Below are 16,934 nucleotides of genomic sequence, written 5' to 3'. Positions count from 1 at the left end.
ACCTTTAACCTTTGGCGATGTCGCGCATCGCCGCGCGGCTGCCGCGATCGACCTCTCGCAGCAGCTTGTAGACCTCGCGCTTCTTCGCGTGAAACGCGGCCATGTCGGGCGCCGTCGGCTCGCTCTTGCGTCCGAGCGCCGACATTCTTGCCATGGTCTCGCCGATCGAGGCGTAGGCGCCACCGGCAACCGCACCCAGCATCGCCGCCCCCAGCAGCACCGGCTCCTTGGTTTGCGGCAGCGCGACAGTAAGCCCAGTGGTATCGGCCATGATCTGCCGCACCAGCGGACTGCGGCTGGCGCCGCCGCCCATGATCATGATGCCAGCATGGACGCCGTGCGTGGCAAAGGCCTCGATCACCTCGGCGAGCCCGTAGGCCAACCCGCACAGGCCGGCGATGAACAGCCGCTCCATCGAGCCGACGTCAATGTCGAGATCGAGGCCCGCGATCACCGCGCGGGTGTCGGGGTCGGCGTAAGGTGAGCGGTTGCCGATGAACTCAGGGAGCACATGGACGTCGCGGGCGAGCAGCGCGGCGCGGCTGGCATCACCGGCGCGCGCGATGATGCGGCGCTCGAGGAACTCGATGAGGTCGACGCCATCGCCGCGCGCCGCCGCGCTCGCCTCGGCGTGTCCCGGATGCGATTTGAGGAGATGGTCGATCGCAGCTCCAGCAGCAGATTGACCACCCTCGTTGAGCCAGAAATCCGGCACCATGCCGGAATAATAGGGCCCCCAGACGCCGGGCACGAAGCACGGCTCTTTCGTCGTCGCCATGATGCAGGCCGACGTTCCCATGATGTAGGCCAGGCGATCGCTGACATCCATCGTTCCACCCGATCCGTCGCGCCCGCCGATCGCGCCGATGCCGCCGGCATGGGCGTCAATCAAGGAGGCGCCGACCGGTGTGCCAACGGACAGGCCGAGATCGGCGGCGGCCGCGCGGGTGAGACCTGCGCCGAGCCGCGTGCCGGGGGCGACGATCTCGGTGCCGATGCGGGCGTATTTCTCGCTGACGAAGTCAGACAGGCCGATGCGCTTGAAGAATGGGGCACTCCAGCCGCCGCCGTCATGTGCGAGGTAGTTCCATTTGCAAGTGACGGTGCAGGTCGAGCGCTGCAGCGAACCGGTCGCGCGCCAGGTCAGATAGTCCGCCAGATCGAAGAAATGCCCGGCAGCGTCAAAACTCGCGCGCAGATGCCGCTTCAGCCACAACAGTTTTGGCATCTCCATCTCGGGCGAGATCGAGCCGCCGACATAGCGCAGCACGGAATCCCCGGTCTCGTTGATCAGCCGCGCCTCGGCAATGGCGCGATGGTCCATCCAGACGATGACATTGCGCCGCCTGTCGCCGGAGGCGCTCACCGTGACCGGCTCGCCCTTGATGTCGAGCACCACCAGGGAACAGGTCGCGTCGAAACCGATGCCGCCGACGCTGTCGGGCACGATCGCCGCTTCCGCCATCGCCGCCCGCACCGATTTGACGCAGGCTTCCCAGATGTCCTGGGACGACTGCTCGACGATGTCGCCGGCCTCGTGCCAGATCCGGATTGGATGCTTGGCGGTCGCAAGCAACGTGCCCGCCTCGTCAAACACCCCTGCTCGCGTGCTCGTGGTCCCCACGTCGACGCCGATATACGCTCGCGGCATTGTCGCTCCTGGAAGCTCTCGTCAGTTTTGACGCAAGCCTACCAGCAAGTGTAGCCGCCATCCACCAGCACGATGCTGCCGGTCATCAGGCTCGCGGCCTCGGACGCCAGGAACAGGACGACCGAGGCGATCTCCTCGACCTGTCCCATCCGCGCCATCGGGGTTCCACCGATCCAGGCGTCATACATTTTCGGGGTGCTTTTCACGAAGGCGTTGAGCGGCGTGTCGATATAGGTCGGCGCCACCGCGTTGACGCGGATGCCGCGCGCGCCCCATTCGGCGGCAAGCGACTTGGTCAGATGGTGCACGCCGGCCTTCGAGGCGTTGTAGAAGCACTGTTCCTGCGGCTTGTTGACGATGAAGCCGGACATCGAGCCGACATTGACGATGGCGCCGCTCTTGGCGTTGAGCATGTGCTTGCCGAATTCGCGGCAGCACCAGAAGGTGCCGTTGAGATTGACGTCGATGACGTTGAGCCAGTGCTCGTCGGTCACGGTCTCGGCCGGCGTTTCGCTGCGCGCAATGCCGGCATTGTTGACGAGGATGTCGACCTTGCCATGACGGGCGACGAGATCATTGGCGACCTCCGCCACGCGCTTGGTGTCGGTGACGTCCATGATCGCGGTTTCGATGTCGAAACCCTTTGTCTTCAGGCTGGCCTTGGCGTCATCGGCGACCTTGCTGTCGCGGTCACCGATGATGACCTTGGCGCCGGCCTCGGCCAGCGCCTCCGCGCAAGCAAGCCCAATGCCCTGCCCGCCACCGGTGATGAACGCGGTCTTGCCGCTCAGCTTGAATTTTTCCAGGTACATGGTCGTATTCCCGTTTCTTGTTAGTTCCGAAGCGCGTTGCCGCCTGCGTCGAATCGGTGAATGCGCGCGGGGTCAGGCACCAGCGACACGCGGTCGCCGGCATGCAGGCTCAGTTCACCGATGTAGCGCGCCGTCAGCATCCCGAGCGGCCCGGCGTCGACATAGAGAAAGGTGTCGCTGCCGAGATGCTCGGCCACCGCGATCGTGCCCGGCCAGCCGCCAGCTCCGTCGCTCTCGATCTTGATGTGCTCCGGCCGCACGCCGATCGTCGTCGCGCCCTTTTGCGCGGCATTCTCGCCGGTGACGAAATTCATCTTGGGCGAGCCGATGAAGCCGGCGACGAAGAGATTGGCAGGACGCTCGTAGAGCTCCAACGGCGAACCATACTGCTCGATCTTGCCGCCGTTGAGCACGACGATCTTGTCGGCCATGGTCATGGCCTCGACCTGGTCGTGGGTGACGTAGATCGCCGTGGTCCCGAGCTGCTTCTGCAGCCGCGTGACCTCGATGCGCATCTGCACGCGCAGCGCAGCGTCGAGGTTGGACAGCGGCTCATCGAACAGAAACGCCTTGGGCTCGCGCACGATGGCCCGCCCGATCGCGACGCGCTGGCGCTGGCCGCCGGAGAGCTCGCGCGGCTTGCGGTCAAGATAGGGCGTGAGGTTGAGCGTCGCGGCGGCGGCTTCTACCTTGCGGTTGGTTTCGTCTTTGGAGAGGCCCGCCATCTTCAGGCCGAAGCCGATATTGCCGCGCACGCTCATATGCGGATAGAGCGCGTAGGACTGGAACACCATCGACAGCCCGCGCTTGGCGGGCGGCGTGTCGACCACGTTCTTGCCGTCGATCAGGATGCTGCCGCCTGTGACGTCCTCGAGGCCCGCAATCAAGCGCAGCAGCGTGGTCTTGCCGCAACCGGAAGGACCGACGAACACCACGAAGGAGCCGTCGGCGATCTCGAGATCGGCGCCCTTGATGATGTGCACGGGGCCGAAGGATTTCTGCACGCCCTGAAGTGTGATCTGACCCATGATCCGGCAGCCCCTTTACTTCACCGCGCCGAAGGTGAGCCCGCGCACGAGCTGCTTCTGGCTGAACCAACCGAGGACGAGAATGGGCGCGATCGCCAGCGTCGACGCCGCCGACAGCTTTGCCCAGAACAGTCCTTCGGGACTGGAGTAGGATGCAATGAACGTGGTGAGCGGCGCGGCGTTCGAGGTCGACAGATTGAGCGTCCAGAACGCCTCGTTCCAGGCCAGGATCAGATTGAGCAGCATGGTCGACGCGAGGCCCGGGATTGCCATCGGCGTCAGGACATAGACGAGCTCGCGGCCGATCGTGGCGCCGTCCATGCGCGCGGCCTCCAGGATGTCGCGCGGGATCTCCTTGAAATAGGTGAAGAGCATCCAGATCACGATCGGCAAGTTTCCGAGGCAGAGGATGAAGACAAGACCGATGCGGGAATCGAGCAACCCAAAGGACTTGTAGATCAGGTAGATCGGCACCAGCACGCCGACCGGCGGCATCATCTTGGTCGAGAGCATCCAGAGCAGGATGTCCTTGGTGCGCTTGGTCGGCGAGAACGCCATCGACCAGGCTGCGGGGATCGCGATCAGCAGCGCGATCAGCGTCGAGCCGCCGGCGATGATGATCGAGTTCATCGCATGGAGCAGATAGTCGCTGCGCTCCTGCACGGTCGCATAATTTTCCGTGGTCCAGTGGAAGAACAGGAAGGACGGCGGAATGGCGAAGGCCTCGAGCTCGGTCTTGAAGCTCGCCAGCACCATCCACAGGATCGGAAAGAAGATCAAGAAGCCGAAGAACCACGCCCCGATCGTCGAAATCACCACCCGCCGCGTCGTTGACTTGCGCGCCATGATTTTAGGCTTCCAGGTTGCGGCCGACGATGCGGACGAGGAAGAAGGCGACGACATTGGCGATGACGACGGCCACGAGGCCGCCCGCCGAGGCGCTGCCGACGTCGAACTGGATCAGCGCCTGCGAATAGATCAAAAAGGCGATGTTGGTGGTCTGCAGGCCCGGCCCACCGCCGGTGGTGACGAAGATCTCGGCGAATACCGTCAGGAGGAAGATGGTCTCGATCAGGATTACCACTGTGATCGGGCGCGCCAGATGCGGCAGCGTGATGTAGATGAAGGTCGAGACGGCACTCGCGCCATCCATCTCGGCCGCCTCCTTCTGCTCCTCGTCGAGCGATTGCAGGGCGGTGAGCAGGATCAGCGTCGCGAACGGCAACCATTGCCAGGCGACGATCAGGATCACCGAGAACAGCGGCACGTCGTTGAACCAGTCGATCGGCGTCAGCCCGATCAGTTTTGCGAGCCAGGCGAACAGGCCGGACACCGGGTGCATCAGCAGGTTCTTCCAGACTAGCGCGCTCACCGTCGGCATCACGAAGAACGGCGCGATCACCATCAGCCGGACGAGGTTGCGGCCGATCACGGGCTGGTCCATCAGCAGCGCCAGGGGAATGCCGAGCAGGATCGTCAGCGCCAGCACCGAGCCGACCAGCACCAGCGTGTTCTGGAGTGAGGCGAGGAAAGCGGGATCGGTGAGGAAGTAGCGGAAGTTTTCCAGCCCGACGAACGATTCCGAGCCGGGATCGAGCAGGCTGTAATGCAGCGTCGAGAAATAGAGCGTCAGCGCGAGCGGAACGATCATCCAGATGAACAGCAGCCCGACGGCTGGGGTCAGAAGCGACCGCGCAAGGAGTTGCGTCTGCCGGGTTGCCATCCTCAGGCTCTCCGCTGGAGGAAGAAGGCGGCCATCCATCGAGCAAGGAGTGGATGGCCGCAAGTTTGAGCTCAGGGAGAGCTCGGGTTCATTTGATGTAGCCGGCGCGCTTCATCTCGCGCTCGGTGGCGGATTGCGCGGCGGCGAGTGCCGCATCGACCGTCATCGATCCCGCAAGCGCTGCAGAGAATTGCTGGCCCACCTGGGTGCCGATGCCCTGGAATTCCGGGATCGCGGCATATTGCACGCCGACATAAGGCACGGGCTTCACGGTCGGCTTGTTCGGGTCAGCCGCGTCGATCGAGGCCAGCGTCATCTTGGCGAAGGGCGCGGCCTTCAGATACTCAGGATTCGTGTAGAGCGAGGTGCGCGTGCCCGGCGGCACGTTAGACCAGCCCTCCCTCGAGGCTACGAGCTTGATGTAGTCCTTGCTGGTCGCCCAGCCAATGAACTTCTCGGCCGCCTCGGTCTTCTTCGAGCCGGCGGGGATCGCGAGGTTCCAGGCCCACAGCCAATTGGCGTTCTTGCCAAGCCCGGTGTTGGGCGCGAGCGCGAAGCCGACCCTGTCGGCAACCGTGGACTGACTCGGGTTCGTCACGAAGGATGCGGCCACCGTCGCATCGATCCACATGCCGCATTTGCCGGCGTTGAACAGCGCCAGGTTCTCGTTGAAGCCATTCGAACTCGCGCCGGGAGGTCCGGCATCCTTCATCAGATTGACGTAGGTCGTGAGCGTCGTCTTCCATTCCGGCGTGTTGAACTGCGGCTCCCACTTCTCGTCGAACCAGCGCGCGCCATAAGAATTGGCCATCGCCGAAAGGAAGGCCATGTTCTCGCCCCAGCCGGCCTTGCCGCGCAGGCAGATGCCATAGACGCCACCGTTCTTGTCGGTCAGCTTCTTGGCGGCATCGATCACGAACTCCCAGGTCGGCTTCTCCGGCATCTTCAGGCCGGCCTTCTCGAACAGGTCGGTGCGGTACATGATCATCGAGCTCTCGCCGTAGAACGGCGCGGCGTAGAGCTTGCCGTCGACGGAGACCGCATCCTTGATCTTCGGCAGCAGGTCGGCGACGTCGTAATCGGCGCCGAGATTGGCGAGCGGCACCAGCCAGCCCTTCTTGGCCCAGATCGGCACCTCGTAGGTGCCGATGGTCAGCACGTCGAACTGACCGCCCTTGGTGGCGATGTCGGTGGTGACGCGCTGGCGCAGCACGTTCTCCTCCAGCGTCACCCATTTCACTGAAATATCCGGGTTCGCCTTGGTGAATTCGCTTGTGAGCCCCTGCATGCGGATCATGTCGCCGTTGTTGACCGTGGCGATCGTCAGGGTCGTTTCGGCCATCGCGGGGACGGCAAGCAGTACGGATGCGCCGCAGACGGCGCCCAAAAATTGTTTCACGGTGACCTCCCTAGCCCGCGCTTTTGAGCATATGCCCACGCGTTGGGTGTATGTTCGGACGAGGTGCGACGGTTGTCAAGCAGGCGGGCACGGATCCCCGCAACTTATGAGTGGTGCGGTGCGGGAGAAATGGGAGTCAGATTGAACGAATGCCGCTGGCCCTTCACCTCTCCCGCTTGCGGGAGAGGTCGTATCGCATCGCAGATGCGATACGGGTGAGGGTTCTATCCTCTCGGGGTGCCCCACTGCGGAGACACCCTCTCCCCAACCCTCTCCCGCAGGCGGGAGAGGGAGCCGAGTCCCATTGCCGAACGAGCCGCCTCAGCGCTCCAGGATCGCCCGCGCGGTGGTCTCGTCAGTGATCAGGCCGTTGATCAGACCCCCGTTCAGCGCGGCCGCGATCGCCGGCACCTTGGCCGCACCGACAGCGGCGCCGATGGTCGTGGTCTTCGCCGGGACCTCTGGCGGAATGCTGGTGAGGCGCTTGTTGGTGCCGGCCTTGAGCAGGCGGCCCTTGGAATCATAGGCCCAGCCGGTGATTTCCCCGATCGCGCCCTGTCGCATCATCTCGAACAATTCGTCGCGCGTGACGAAGCCATCGACATGGACCTGCGCCTTCTGGTCCATCTGGCCGATTCCGACGAGACGCAGATCCGCTTTGGCCGCGACCGCCTTGACCTTCGCGATCGGCTCAATGCGGACCATCTTGTTGCGCTCGTCCTCCGACGACATCAGGAACGGCAGCGGCATCGGGTAATGCCGCGCGCCGGTGCGGTCGGCGAGCCGGCCGACGGTGTCGTAGAAGCTCGCCGAACCGTCGGCGGAGATGTTGCCGACCAGCGAGACGATCTGGTGGTTGGGCCGGTCGATCGGCGTGACGCGCTCGACGGCGGCGCGCACCGCCCGCCCCGTGCCGAGCGCGACGATAACAGGCGTCTCCGGACGCAGAGTCGCGTCGAGCAGATTGGCGCAGCGCTCGGCGATGCCGGCGGTCGCCTGCGGCGCAGCAGGGTCGGCCGGCACCACCTCGCAATGGCTGAGGTCAAACCGCTGCTTCAGGCGCGCCGCCAGCTCCATGCAGGCGGCGATCGGATGTTCGAGCCGGAACGTGATCAGCCGCTCGGCGAGGCACAGCGACACCAGCCGCTGCGCCGAGGCGCGCGACACCTGGAGCATCTTTGCGATCTCGTCCTGGGTGTGGCCGGCAATGAAATAGAGCCAGCCGGCACGCGCGGCGTCGTCGAGCCTGGATTTCTCGTTCTCGACGGCCATGCGGCCTCACGCCTCCCAGAATTCGCTCATGCGCGCGAAGACCCGATCGGCGCCGGCGGCGGACAATATAGCGCGGCCATCGCGCCCACGATAATGGTCACCGCCGACAAATCCCCAGACCATCATGCCTGCCGCCTTGGCAGCCTGCACGCCGCTGACACTGTCCTCGATCACCAGCGTGCGCGCGGGATCGGCCTGCATTTTCCCGGCAGCGTGGAGAAAGAGATCCGGCGCCGGTTTGCCGTGCCTGACCATCTGTGCGGTGTAGAGCCGGTCGCCGAAATGCGGCGCGAGGCCGGTGACATCAAGCGACAACGAGACGCGGTCGAGGTCGCTCGACGATGCCACACAGCGCGGCATCTCCAATTCGGACAGCACCGCGCCGACGCCGGGGATCGGCTGGAGCGCCCCCGCAAAGGTCTCGAGCACACGCGCCTTCAGACGCGGAAGGAAATCGTCAGGCAGGGCCCGCCCGAGATCGCGATAATGCTGCTCGATCGCCTTCGTGCTGCGTCCGAGGAAAAGCGCGAGCGCCTGATCCACACCGAGCTGAAGGCCGAACTCCGCCAGAACCTCGGAGAGGCAGCGGCAGCTCAACAGCTCGCTGTCGACGAGCACGCCGTCGCAATCGAAGATGATCAGATCGGGCATCCCGGGATCCATCCGGACATTCGATCATACACTCATCGCCTGGGCAATAGCTCACCTATGGAAGGAAGGTGAGCCGCCGCAACACCGTCATTACGAGGAGCTCTTGCGACGAAGCAATCCAAACCGTCTCCACAGCAGCAGTCTGGATTGCTTCGCTGCGCTCGCAACGATAGGGGAAAGACCATGCCGCTACCGGCGCTAGTGCCGAGGGATGGGCAGGCGGACGCGTGCCCATCCTCTCTGTCACGATCATGGAAAAGGTGGTGGGCACGGCGCGTTGCGCCTTTGCCCACCCTACGGCACTTCCTACCGCCGCTGATTATACACGTCGATGCACACCGCACCCAGCAGCACCAGGCCTTTGATGACCTGCTGGTAGTCGATGCCGATGCCGAGGATGGACATGCCGTTGTTCATCACGCCCATGATCATGGCGCCGACCACGGCGCCGCCGACGCGCCCGACGCCGCCATAGGCCGAGGCGCCGCCGATGAAGCAGGCGGCGATGACGTCGAGCTCGAAGCCGAGGCCCGCCTTGGGTGTCGCGGTGTTGAGGCGCGCGGCAAAAACCAGGCCGGCGAGCGCGGCCAGCGCGCCCATGTTGACGAAGGTGAAGAAGGTCAGCCGCTCGGTCTTGATGCCCGACAGGCCGGCCGCCTTGGCGTTGCCGCCGACGGCGTAGATCTGCCGGCCGATCACGGTGCGGCGGGTAACGAAACCATAGAGCGCGATCAGGACGCTCATGATGACCAGCACGTTGGGCAGGCCGCGATAGTTCGCGATCAGGTAGGTGAAGTACAGCACCGCACAGGCGAGCACGACGCTCTTGCCGAGGAAGAAGGCGTAGGGTTCGACCTCGATACCATGCGACACTTCACGCGCGCGGCCCTTGGCGCTGGCATAGACCAGCCCCAGCGCCAGCACCGCGCCGATCAGCATCGAGGTCGGATGCAGCGTGCCGGCCTCGGGCAGCAGCTCCGGAATGAAGCCCGACGATAATTTCTGGAAGGTCGACGGAAACGGCCCGAGCGACTGGCCCTGCAACACCGCGAGCGCGAGGCCCTTGAACACCAGCATGCCGGCCAGGGTCACGATGAAGGACGGGATCTTGAAATAGGCGACCCAATAGCCCTGCGCGGCGCCGATGGCCGCGCCGACAGCGAGGCAGATGATAAAGGCGAGCGTGTAGTCGACCTTGTAGGTCACCATGAGGAGAGCGGCGACCGCACCGACGAAACCCGCGACCGAACCGACCGACAGGTCGATATGGCCGGTGACGATCACCAGCAGCATACCCAGCGCCATGATGACGATGTAGCTGTTCTGCAGCACCAGATTGGTCAGGTTGAGCGGCTGCAGCAGCGTGCCGCCGGTCATGACCTGGAAGAACAGCATGATCGCGATCAGCGACATCAGCATGCCGTAATTGCGCAGATTGTTCTTGATGAAGCTGCCGTGCCGGCGCTCCTCGGGCAGCGAAACCGTCTTGTCGGTCATGGCTGCGATCCTCCCATCTCCGCGGCCTCGACCGCTCCGTTTCCATTGCTTCGTTCGTTGCGCATGATGGCACGCATGATCTTTTCCTGTGTCGCCTCAGCGCCCGGGAACTCGCCGACAAAGGCGCCGTCGTTCATGACGCAGATGCGGTCGCAGATGCCGAGCAGCTCGGGCATCTCTGAGGAGATCACCACCACGCCGCGGCCGGCTTCTGCAAGCTCGTTAATGATACAGTAGATCTCGTATTTGGCACCGACGTCGATGCCCCTTGTCGGCTCGTCCAGGATCAGGACCTTGGGGTCGGTCATCAGCCATTTCGACAACACGACCTTCTGCTGGTTCCCGCCGGAGAGCTGGCCAGTCTCCTGGTAGACGTCGGAACAGCGGATCCGCATGCGGCTGCGGTAGTCGCTGGCGACCTTCAGCTCGGCGATGTCATCGATCACCCGCCCCGGCGCGACCTGGTTGAGGCTTGCCAGCGTAATGTTCTTGCGGACGTCGTCGGCCAGGATCAGCCCGAGTTGCTTGCGGTCCTCGGTGACATAGGCGAGGCCGGCATCGATCGCAGCCGCGACGTTCGGCAGCGCGATCTCGTGGCCTTCAAGTGCGATGCGGCCGCTGATATTGGCGCCCCAGGAGCGGCCGAACAGGCTCATGGCGAACTCGGTGCGGCCGGCGCCCATCAGCCCGGCGATGCCGACGACCTCGCCGCGCTTGACGCCGAAATTGACGTTCTTGATCACCTGCCGATCGGGATGGATGGGGTGATAGACCGACCAGTTCGAAACCTGGAGCACGGGCTCGCCGATCTTCGCGCTACGTTCGGGGAAGCGATGGGCGAGATCGCGGTTGACCATGCTGCGGATGATGCGGTCTTCCTGGATCGGCTCGGCGCGGCAGTCGATGCCGTCGACAGTGCGGCCATCGCGCAGCACGGTGATGTGGTCGGCGACGCGGGCGACCTCGTTGAGCTTGTGCGAGATCAGGATCGAGCCGATGCCCTGCTCGCGGAATTTCATCAGGCGTTCCAGCAAGGCGGCGCTGTCGGCCTCGTTCAGGCTCGCCGTCGGCTCGTCCAGGATCAGCATCCGGACGCGCTTGGACAGCGCCTTCGCGATCTCGACGAGCTGCTGCTTGCCGACGCCGAGATCGGTAATCAGCGTATCCGGCGATTCCTTCAGCCCGACCTGCGCAAGCAGCTCGCGCGTCCGCCGGTACACCTCGTTGCGATCGATCACACCGAGCTTCGACGGCGGATGCGACAGGAAGATGTTTTCCGCGATCGACATCAGCGGGATCAGCGCCAGTTCCTGGTGGATGATGATGATGCCGAGCGCCTCGGAATCATTGATGTCGCGGAAGCGGCGCTCCTCGCCCTCGAAGACGATGGTGCCTTCGTAGCTGCCCGCCGGGTAGACGCCGCTCAGCACCTTCATCAAGGTCGATTTGCCGGCGCCGTTCTCGCCGACCAGAGCGTGGATCTGGCCAGCCTCGACCGAGAAATTGACATCGCGCAGCGCCTGAACACCGGCAAAACTCTTGCTGACGTTGCGCATCTCCAGCATGGCAGTCATGATTTCACGTCCCTCGATCACTGCTAGTTCCCTCTCCCCGCGAGCGGGGAGAGGGAATAGACCTCTTACTGGAATTGCGACTTCTTGTAGTAGCCGCTGTCAACCAGAACCTTCTCCCAATTGTCCTTGTACACCACGACCGGCTTCAGGAGATAGGACGGCACGGTCTTGGCGCCGTTCTCGTAGGTTTTGGTGTCGTTGACCGTCACCTGCTTGCCGGCCAGCGCGGCGTCGACCATGTCGGCGGTCACCTTGGCGAGATCGCGGGTGTCCTTGAAGATGGTCGAGTACTGATCGCCGCGCAGCATGGCCTTGATCGAAGGCACTTCGGCGTCCTGGCCCGAGATGATCGGCATCGGCTGATCGGCGCTGCCGTAGCCGACGCCCTTCAGCGAGGAGATGATGCCGATCGAGAGGCCGTCATAGGGCGACAGCACCGCGTTGACCTTCTTGTTGCCGTAATAGGCACTGAGCAGATTGTCCATGCGGGCCTGCGCGGTGGCGCCGTCCCAGCGCAAGGTCGCGACCTTGTCCATGCCCATCTGACCGGAGGCAACCACGAGCTTGCCGCTATCGATATAGGGCTTCAGCACGCTCATCGCGCCGTTGTAGAAGAAGTAGGCGTTGTTGTCGTCGGGCGAGCCGCCGAACAGCTCGATGTTGAACGGGCCCTTGCCTTCCTTGAGGCCAAGCCCCTTCTCGATCGATTGCGCCTGGAGCACGCCGACCTGGAAATTGTCGAAGGTCGCGTAATAGTCGACATTCGGCGTGCCGCGGATCAGGCGGTCATAGGCGATCACGGTGATGCCTTTGGCTTTCGCCTGCTTGAGCACGTCGGACAGCGTGGTGCCGTCGATCGCGGCGATCACCAACGCCTTCGCGCCCTTGGTCACCATGTTCTCGACCTGCGAGAGCTGGTTCGGGATGTCGTCCTCGGCATATTGGAGGTCGGTGTTGTAACCGCGCTCCTTCAGCACTTTGACCATGTTGTTGCCGTCGTCGATCCAGCGCGCCGAAGATTTCGTCGGCATCGCGATGCCCACGGTCGCCTTCTCCTGCGCGGAGGCGGTGACGCCTGCGGCCATCGTTGCGGCGCCGGCCAGCGCCAATGCGAGAAATGTCGTCTTCAATCTCAACATACTTCACTCCCTTTTGGGTGTCAGACTGTTTCTTAGTGTCGTCGATAACAGAGGTAAGGTCGGCTTCGGATCTCCTATGCGAGCTTGACATCGGGCTCCGCGCGACCGCGCGCGGAGGCTTGTAGCAAAAAGGTGCAGCCGGCCTGCGGATCGGCGGCGCGCGCCTCGGCATCCATATCCTGCCAGGCCGAGGTGACGAGCAGGCGCGACAGATCGGCGCCGACGAAAGCGGGACAGCTCGCCTGCCTCGCCGGCACCCGCAGCGAGCGCAGGCGCTCGCCTTGCGGCGAGTAGACATCGACGCGGCTCGCGCCCCAGCAGGCGTTCCAGATTTGCCCGTCGGCGTCGCACACCGAGCCGTCGAGGCCGCCGATGCCGGTGTGGCGCAGCAGCACCTCCGGCTCGCCGCGCGGCAGGCCGGTGGCCGGATTGAGTGGCACCGCATAGAGCACGGCGCGCGCGGTGTCGGTGAAATAGGCGATTGTGCCGTCCGGCGAGAAGCAGATCGAGTTGGGAATGCTGATGCCTGGAAACAGCGTCGAGATCTTGCCGCGGTGGAGCGCGTAGATCGCCCCTAGGCCCCGCTCGGCCTTGCGCCCCATGGTGCCGATCCAGAACGTGCCTGATTGGTGCACGCGGCAATCATTGGAGCGCGTCGCGGGATTATCCGCCTCAAGCGGACAGAACAGCGTTATCGCGCCGTCGGCCACGCTACGGATGTAACAACCATCTTCCGCGACGACCAGCTGGTGTTCGGCATCGATCCGCCCAAGCGCGCTCGCCATCCGGCCAAGCGAATGGTTGCGGATCGTGCCGCTGCCAAGATGCGCCTCGAACAGGCGCCCCTCGCGAATATCAAACCACCACGCTGTGTCGGTGGCGACATCATAGGTCGGGCCCTCGCCGAGGTGACAGCGTTCGGCGGAGAGAACGGAAGTCGGCACCTCTTCCATCATGGCGTCCTCACGGCAAAGCGATAGACGGTGTGATGCCGATAGACGCCACCGGGATCGAGGCGCGGGCTCGGGAAATCGGGCCGGTTCGGTGAATTGGGCCACATCTGGGGCTCCAGGCACAACGCGTCCGACTGCCGGATCAGCTTGCCGCCCTTGCCCGAGATCGTGCCGTCGAGATAGTTGCCGGAATAGACCTGGAGGCCGGGCTGATCGGTCAACAACTCCATGATGCGACCCGAGCGCGGCGCCTCAAGCCGGGCCGCGAGCGCGAGCTTGCCATCGCGTGCGAGACAGTAGGTGTGGTCGTAGCCTTTGCCGTTGCACAATTGCTGATCGCTCTCGCGAATGCGCGCGCCTACGGCGCGAGCCTCACGGAAATCGAACGGCGTGCCGGCGACGGCGCGCGGCGGCTCCGGCAGCGGAATCGCAGTGGGATCGATGGCCAGGAAATGCTCGGCCTTAACCGTCAGCCTGTGGTCGAGGGCGGGTGTGCCTGAGCTCGCGCCTTCCAGATTGAAGAAGCTGTGGTTGGTCAGGTTGACGATAGTCGGCCGATCGGTCCGTGCCTCCATGATCAGCGATAGCTCGGCCGGCCCGGTGACGCGATAGGTCAGGCGCACATCGAGCTTGCCGGGATAATTCTCCTCGCCATGCGGGCTGGTGTAGGTCAGCGTGACCGCGGGGCTCGCGCCATCGTCGAGTTCGGCAATGTCCCAGAGCTTGCGGTCGAAGCCGTCGAGGCCGCCATGCAGCGCATTGGGGCCGTTGTTGATCGGAAGCTGGAAGGTCTCGCCATCGAGCGAGAACTGCCCGTTGGCGATGCGGTTGGCGTAGCGGCCGACGGTCGCGCCAAAAAACTTCCGTTCGGCGAGATAGCCGGCAAAAGCATCATGGCCGAGCACGACGTCGTCGTAACTGTCCCTCGAGTCCGGCGCGATCAGCGCCTGGATCACCGCGCCATGAGTGATGATGCGAGCCTCAAACCCGCCGTCCCCGCGCAGCACGATGCGCTCGACCTTGCGTCCGTCAGGCAGCGTTCCAAAAACGTCTTTTGTTATTTTTGAGCCAGCCATCTCTAGTCCACGAACGGTTCGACGATGTTGCGCTTGCCGAGCAGGAAAGCGTCGGCAACGAGACGAAGCGGTGCCAGATCGACGTCGCTCGCGCCGGTCGCCGCAAGCTTGACGAAATGCCGGTACAGCTCGCGATATTCCTCATCGGGCGCGTCGGCAACAACCTTGCCATCGACCGCCATGATCCTGCCGCCGCGGGACAAAGTCATCCGGCCCTCGTCGGTTTCGAACAGGATATCCCAGCTCTGCGGCCCGGTCTTGCGGAAGTCGAATTCGGCCGTGATCGGCAAGCCGCCGATATCGGTCAGCGTCAAATTGGCGGCAATCGGCGACTGGCAATTGGCCGGAAAGGCGAGTTCAGCCGCGGTGACAAACACTGGATACGGCAGGATGCGGGTCAGGATCGACAACGCATTGATGCCGGGATCGAACACGCCGAGCCCGCCCGGCTCCCAGATCCAGGCCTGGCCGGGATGCCAGACGCGGACGTCCTCCTTCCAATTGATGTGCACCGATCTGATCCGGCGCGCAGCCAGCCATTGGCGGGCCGGCTCGACTGCGGGTGCATGGCGCGAATGCCAGGTCGCAAACAGGGTGCGCCTTGCGTCCGTCGCCATCGCGATCAACGGATCGAGCTCGGCAACGCCGATGCCGGGCGGCTTCTCCAGCATGACATGCTTGCCGGCGGCGAGCGCCGCGGCGGCCTGGGCACGACGCACCTGCGGCGGCGTGCAGAGCGACACCGCGTCGATCTGCGGTCCCTTCTCCAGCAGTTCCTCGACCGTCGCGAAATGCGGCAGGCCCGGCAGCGACGCGTTGCGGCTGGCAATTGCGGCGAGCATCGCGCCTGGCACTGCGGCAATCGCGCCGACATGCTGGTCGCGCGCAATCTTGCCGAAGCCGACGATGGCGATGCGAAGGGCTGTCACGGAGTTTCTCCAGATTCTGCGGGTGCCGCCGGCACTGTTTCGGTCGTCACTCCCTTATGCCGGCGCATGCCGTTGTGAATGACGAAAGCCATGGCCTCGGCCGCTGCTTCGGCATCATTGGCTGCGATCGAATCGACGATCTTCTGGTGCCAGAGCAAAGTAGTCTCGCGGTCTTCCGACCCGGCCGGTGCACTGATCATGAAAGCCGCACGCAAGGCAGCCTCGATCACGTGGCCGATGGATCGCATGAACGGATTGCCGGACGCTCGCGCCACCGCAAGGTGCACGGCGAGGTCGGCGTCGGCAAAGCCGACGGACTCGGACGTCTCTTGCCGCATGCGGTCCATGCTGCGCTGAAGCTCGGCGATGTCCTCCTCCGAACGGCGCTCGGCCGCAAGCGCCGCCGCGCGCGGCTCGACCGTAAGACGTATCTCGGCGAGATCGTTGAGAAAACGCCTGTCGATGCCGGCATCGAGATGCCAGGCCAGCACGTCGGCGTCGAACATGTTCCAGGCGGCGCGCTCGCGCACGACGGTGCCGACCCGCGCCTTGGTGGTCAAAAGCCCCTTGGCGACCAGCGTCTTCACGCTCTCGCGCAGCACCGGCCGCGACACGCCGAACATCGCAGTCAGCTCGGCGTCGCCCGGAAGCCGCCCCCCTTCGGCATAGCGGCGGGCGATGATGTCGACGCCGATCGAGCGGGCGACCTCCGCGTGGTTGGAATGGGCCCGCCGGGTCGGGATGACGACGATGCGCGAGGTCATGAGGCGGCTCCGGCGCGTTTCGCCACCGGCCGTCGCGCCAGTGCGACCAGCCCCTGCTGCAGGGCGATGAAGGCGAACAGCAAGACGCCGGTCGCGATCTTGGTCCACCAGCTCGACAGCGTCCCGTCGAAATCGATGTAGGTCTGGATCATGCCCTGGATCAGCACGCCAAGGAAGGTGCCGATCACCGAGCCTTGCCCGCCCGTGAGCAGCGTGCCACCGATGACCACGGCCGCGATGCTATCGAATTCGACGCCGACGGCAGAGAGAGAATAGCCGGCGCTGGTGTAGAAAGAGAACACGATGCCGGCGATGCCCGCGAGCAGGCTCGACAGCATGTAGATCTTCACCGTCATCTTGCCGACCGCGACGCCCATCAGGCTCGCGGTGGCCCGGCTGCCGCCGAGCGCATAGACGTTCGCACCGAAGCGGGTAAGGTGTTCTCCATAACGACGTCACTCCCACC

The 16,934-nt window shown here is 64.3% G+C and carries 15 protein-coding genes and 1 pseudogene; all 16 read right to left on the bottom strand.

Annotated elements, in window-relative coordinates; all coding sequences use genetic code 11:
* Positions 1-4: 4 nt before the first annotated feature.
* Positions 5-1,651, bottom strand: a complete 1,647-nt coding sequence (locus ACP2YP_RS14875; protein ID WP_426424987.1) for an FGGY-family carbohydrate kinase — start codon at positions 1,649-1,651, stop codon at positions 5-7.
* 38 nt (positions 1,652-1,689) lie between these two features.
* On the bottom strand, positions 1,690-2,463 hold the full coding sequence (locus tag ACP2YP_RS14870; protein ID WP_426424985.1) for an SDR family NAD(P)-dependent oxidoreductase: 774 nt from the start codon (positions 2,461-2,463) through the stop codon (positions 1,690-1,692).
* A gap of 20 nt (positions 2,464-2,483) precedes the next feature.
* A complete protein-coding gene (locus ACP2YP_RS14865; protein ID WP_426424983.1) occupies positions 2,484-3,491 on the bottom strand; it encodes an ABC transporter ATP-binding protein in 1,008 nt (335 codons plus the stop codon).
* Positions 3,492-3,506: 15 nt separating this feature from the next.
* Positions 3,507-4,337, bottom strand: a complete 831-nt coding sequence (locus ACP2YP_RS14860; protein WP_426424982.1) for a carbohydrate ABC transporter permease — start codon at positions 4,335-4,337, stop codon at positions 3,507-3,509.
* Positions 4,338-4,341: 4 nt separating this feature from the next.
* The gene (locus tag ACP2YP_RS14855; RefSeq protein WP_426424981.1) at positions 4,342-5,214 is read right to left on the bottom strand and encodes a carbohydrate ABC transporter permease; all 873 of its coding nucleotides are present in this window, start codon (positions 5,212-5,214) and stop codon (positions 4,342-4,344) included.
* Between the two features lie 88 nt (positions 5,215-5,302).
* Positions 5,303-6,613 carry an ABC transporter substrate-binding protein gene (locus tag ACP2YP_RS14850; RefSeq protein ID WP_426424980.1) on the bottom strand — a complete coding sequence of 437 codons (1,311 nt, stop codon included), beginning with the start codon at positions 6,611-6,613 and terminating at the stop codon, positions 5,303-5,305.
* A 321-nt stretch (positions 6,614-6,934) separates the two neighbouring features.
* Complete coding sequence (locus ACP2YP_RS14845; RefSeq protein WP_426424979.1) at positions 6,935-7,885, bottom strand: sugar-binding transcriptional regulator; 951 nt, start codon at positions 7,883-7,885, stop codon at positions 6,935-6,937.
* Positions 7,886-7,891: 6 nt separating this feature from the next.
* Positions 7,892-8,548 (bottom strand): HAD family hydrolase, encoded by a 657-nt coding sequence (locus ACP2YP_RS14840; RefSeq protein ID WP_426424978.1) that lies wholly within the window; start codon positions 8,546-8,548, stop codon positions 7,892-7,894.
* Positions 8,549-8,842: 294 nt separating this feature from the next.
* A complete protein-coding gene (gene mmsB, locus ACP2YP_RS14835; RefSeq protein WP_426424976.1) occupies positions 8,843-10,033 on the bottom strand; it encodes a multiple monosaccharide ABC transporter permease in 1,191 nt (396 codons plus the stop codon).
* Positions 10,030-11,607 (bottom strand): multiple monosaccharide ABC transporter ATP-binding protein, encoded by a 1,578-nt coding sequence (gene mmsA / locus ACP2YP_RS14830; RefSeq protein ID WP_426424974.1) that lies wholly within the window; start codon positions 11,605-11,607, stop codon positions 10,030-10,032. The genes mmsB and mmsA overlap by 4 nt, the downstream gene beginning before the upstream one ends.
* A 65-nt stretch (positions 11,608-11,672) precedes the next feature.
* On the bottom strand, positions 11,673-12,746 hold the full coding sequence (chvE, locus tag ACP2YP_RS14825) for a multiple monosaccharide ABC transporter substrate-binding protein (RefSeq protein WP_426424973.1): 1,074 nt from the start codon (positions 12,744-12,746) through the stop codon (positions 11,673-11,675).
* Positions 12,747-12,820: 74 nt separating this feature from the next.
* Entirely contained in the window at positions 12,821-13,699 is an 879-nt protein-coding gene (locus ACP2YP_RS14820) for an SMP-30/gluconolactonase/LRE family protein (protein ID WP_426426159.1), read from the bottom strand.
* A complete protein-coding gene (locus ACP2YP_RS14815) occupies positions 13,699-14,775 on the bottom strand; it encodes an aldose epimerase family protein (protein ID WP_426424971.1) in 1,077 nt (358 codons plus the stop codon). Before ACP2YP_RS14815 ends, ACP2YP_RS14820 begins: the two co-directional genes overlap by 1 nt.
* Before the next feature lie 2 nt (positions 14,776-14,777).
* On the bottom strand, positions 14,778-15,704 hold the full coding sequence (locus tag ACP2YP_RS14810; protein ID WP_426424970.1) for a Gfo/Idh/MocA family protein: 927 nt from the start codon (positions 15,702-15,704) through the stop codon (positions 14,778-14,780).
* Positions 15,701-16,468, bottom strand: coding sequence for a FadR/GntR family transcriptional regulator (locus ACP2YP_RS14805; RefSeq protein ID WP_426424969.1), 768 nt, complete (start codon positions 16,466-16,468; stop codon positions 15,701-15,703). The genes ACP2YP_RS14810 and ACP2YP_RS14805 overlap by 4 nt, the downstream gene beginning before the upstream one ends.
* A pseudogene (locus ACP2YP_RS14800) lies at positions 16,465-16,908 on the bottom strand (ABC transporter permease subunit); the annotation flags it as partial. The pseudogene ACP2YP_RS14800 and the gene ACP2YP_RS14805, both read right to left, overlap by 4 nt.
* Between the last annotated feature and the right edge of the window lie 26 nt (positions 16,909-16,934).

The organism is Bradyrhizobium genosp. A (assembly GCF_049949275.1).
Lineage (GTDB): Bacteria > Pseudomonadota > Alphaproteobacteria > Rhizobiales > Xanthobacteraceae > Bradyrhizobium.
Note: the sequence above shows the minus strand (reverse complement) of the source record. Positions and strands in the feature narration are given on the sequence as shown.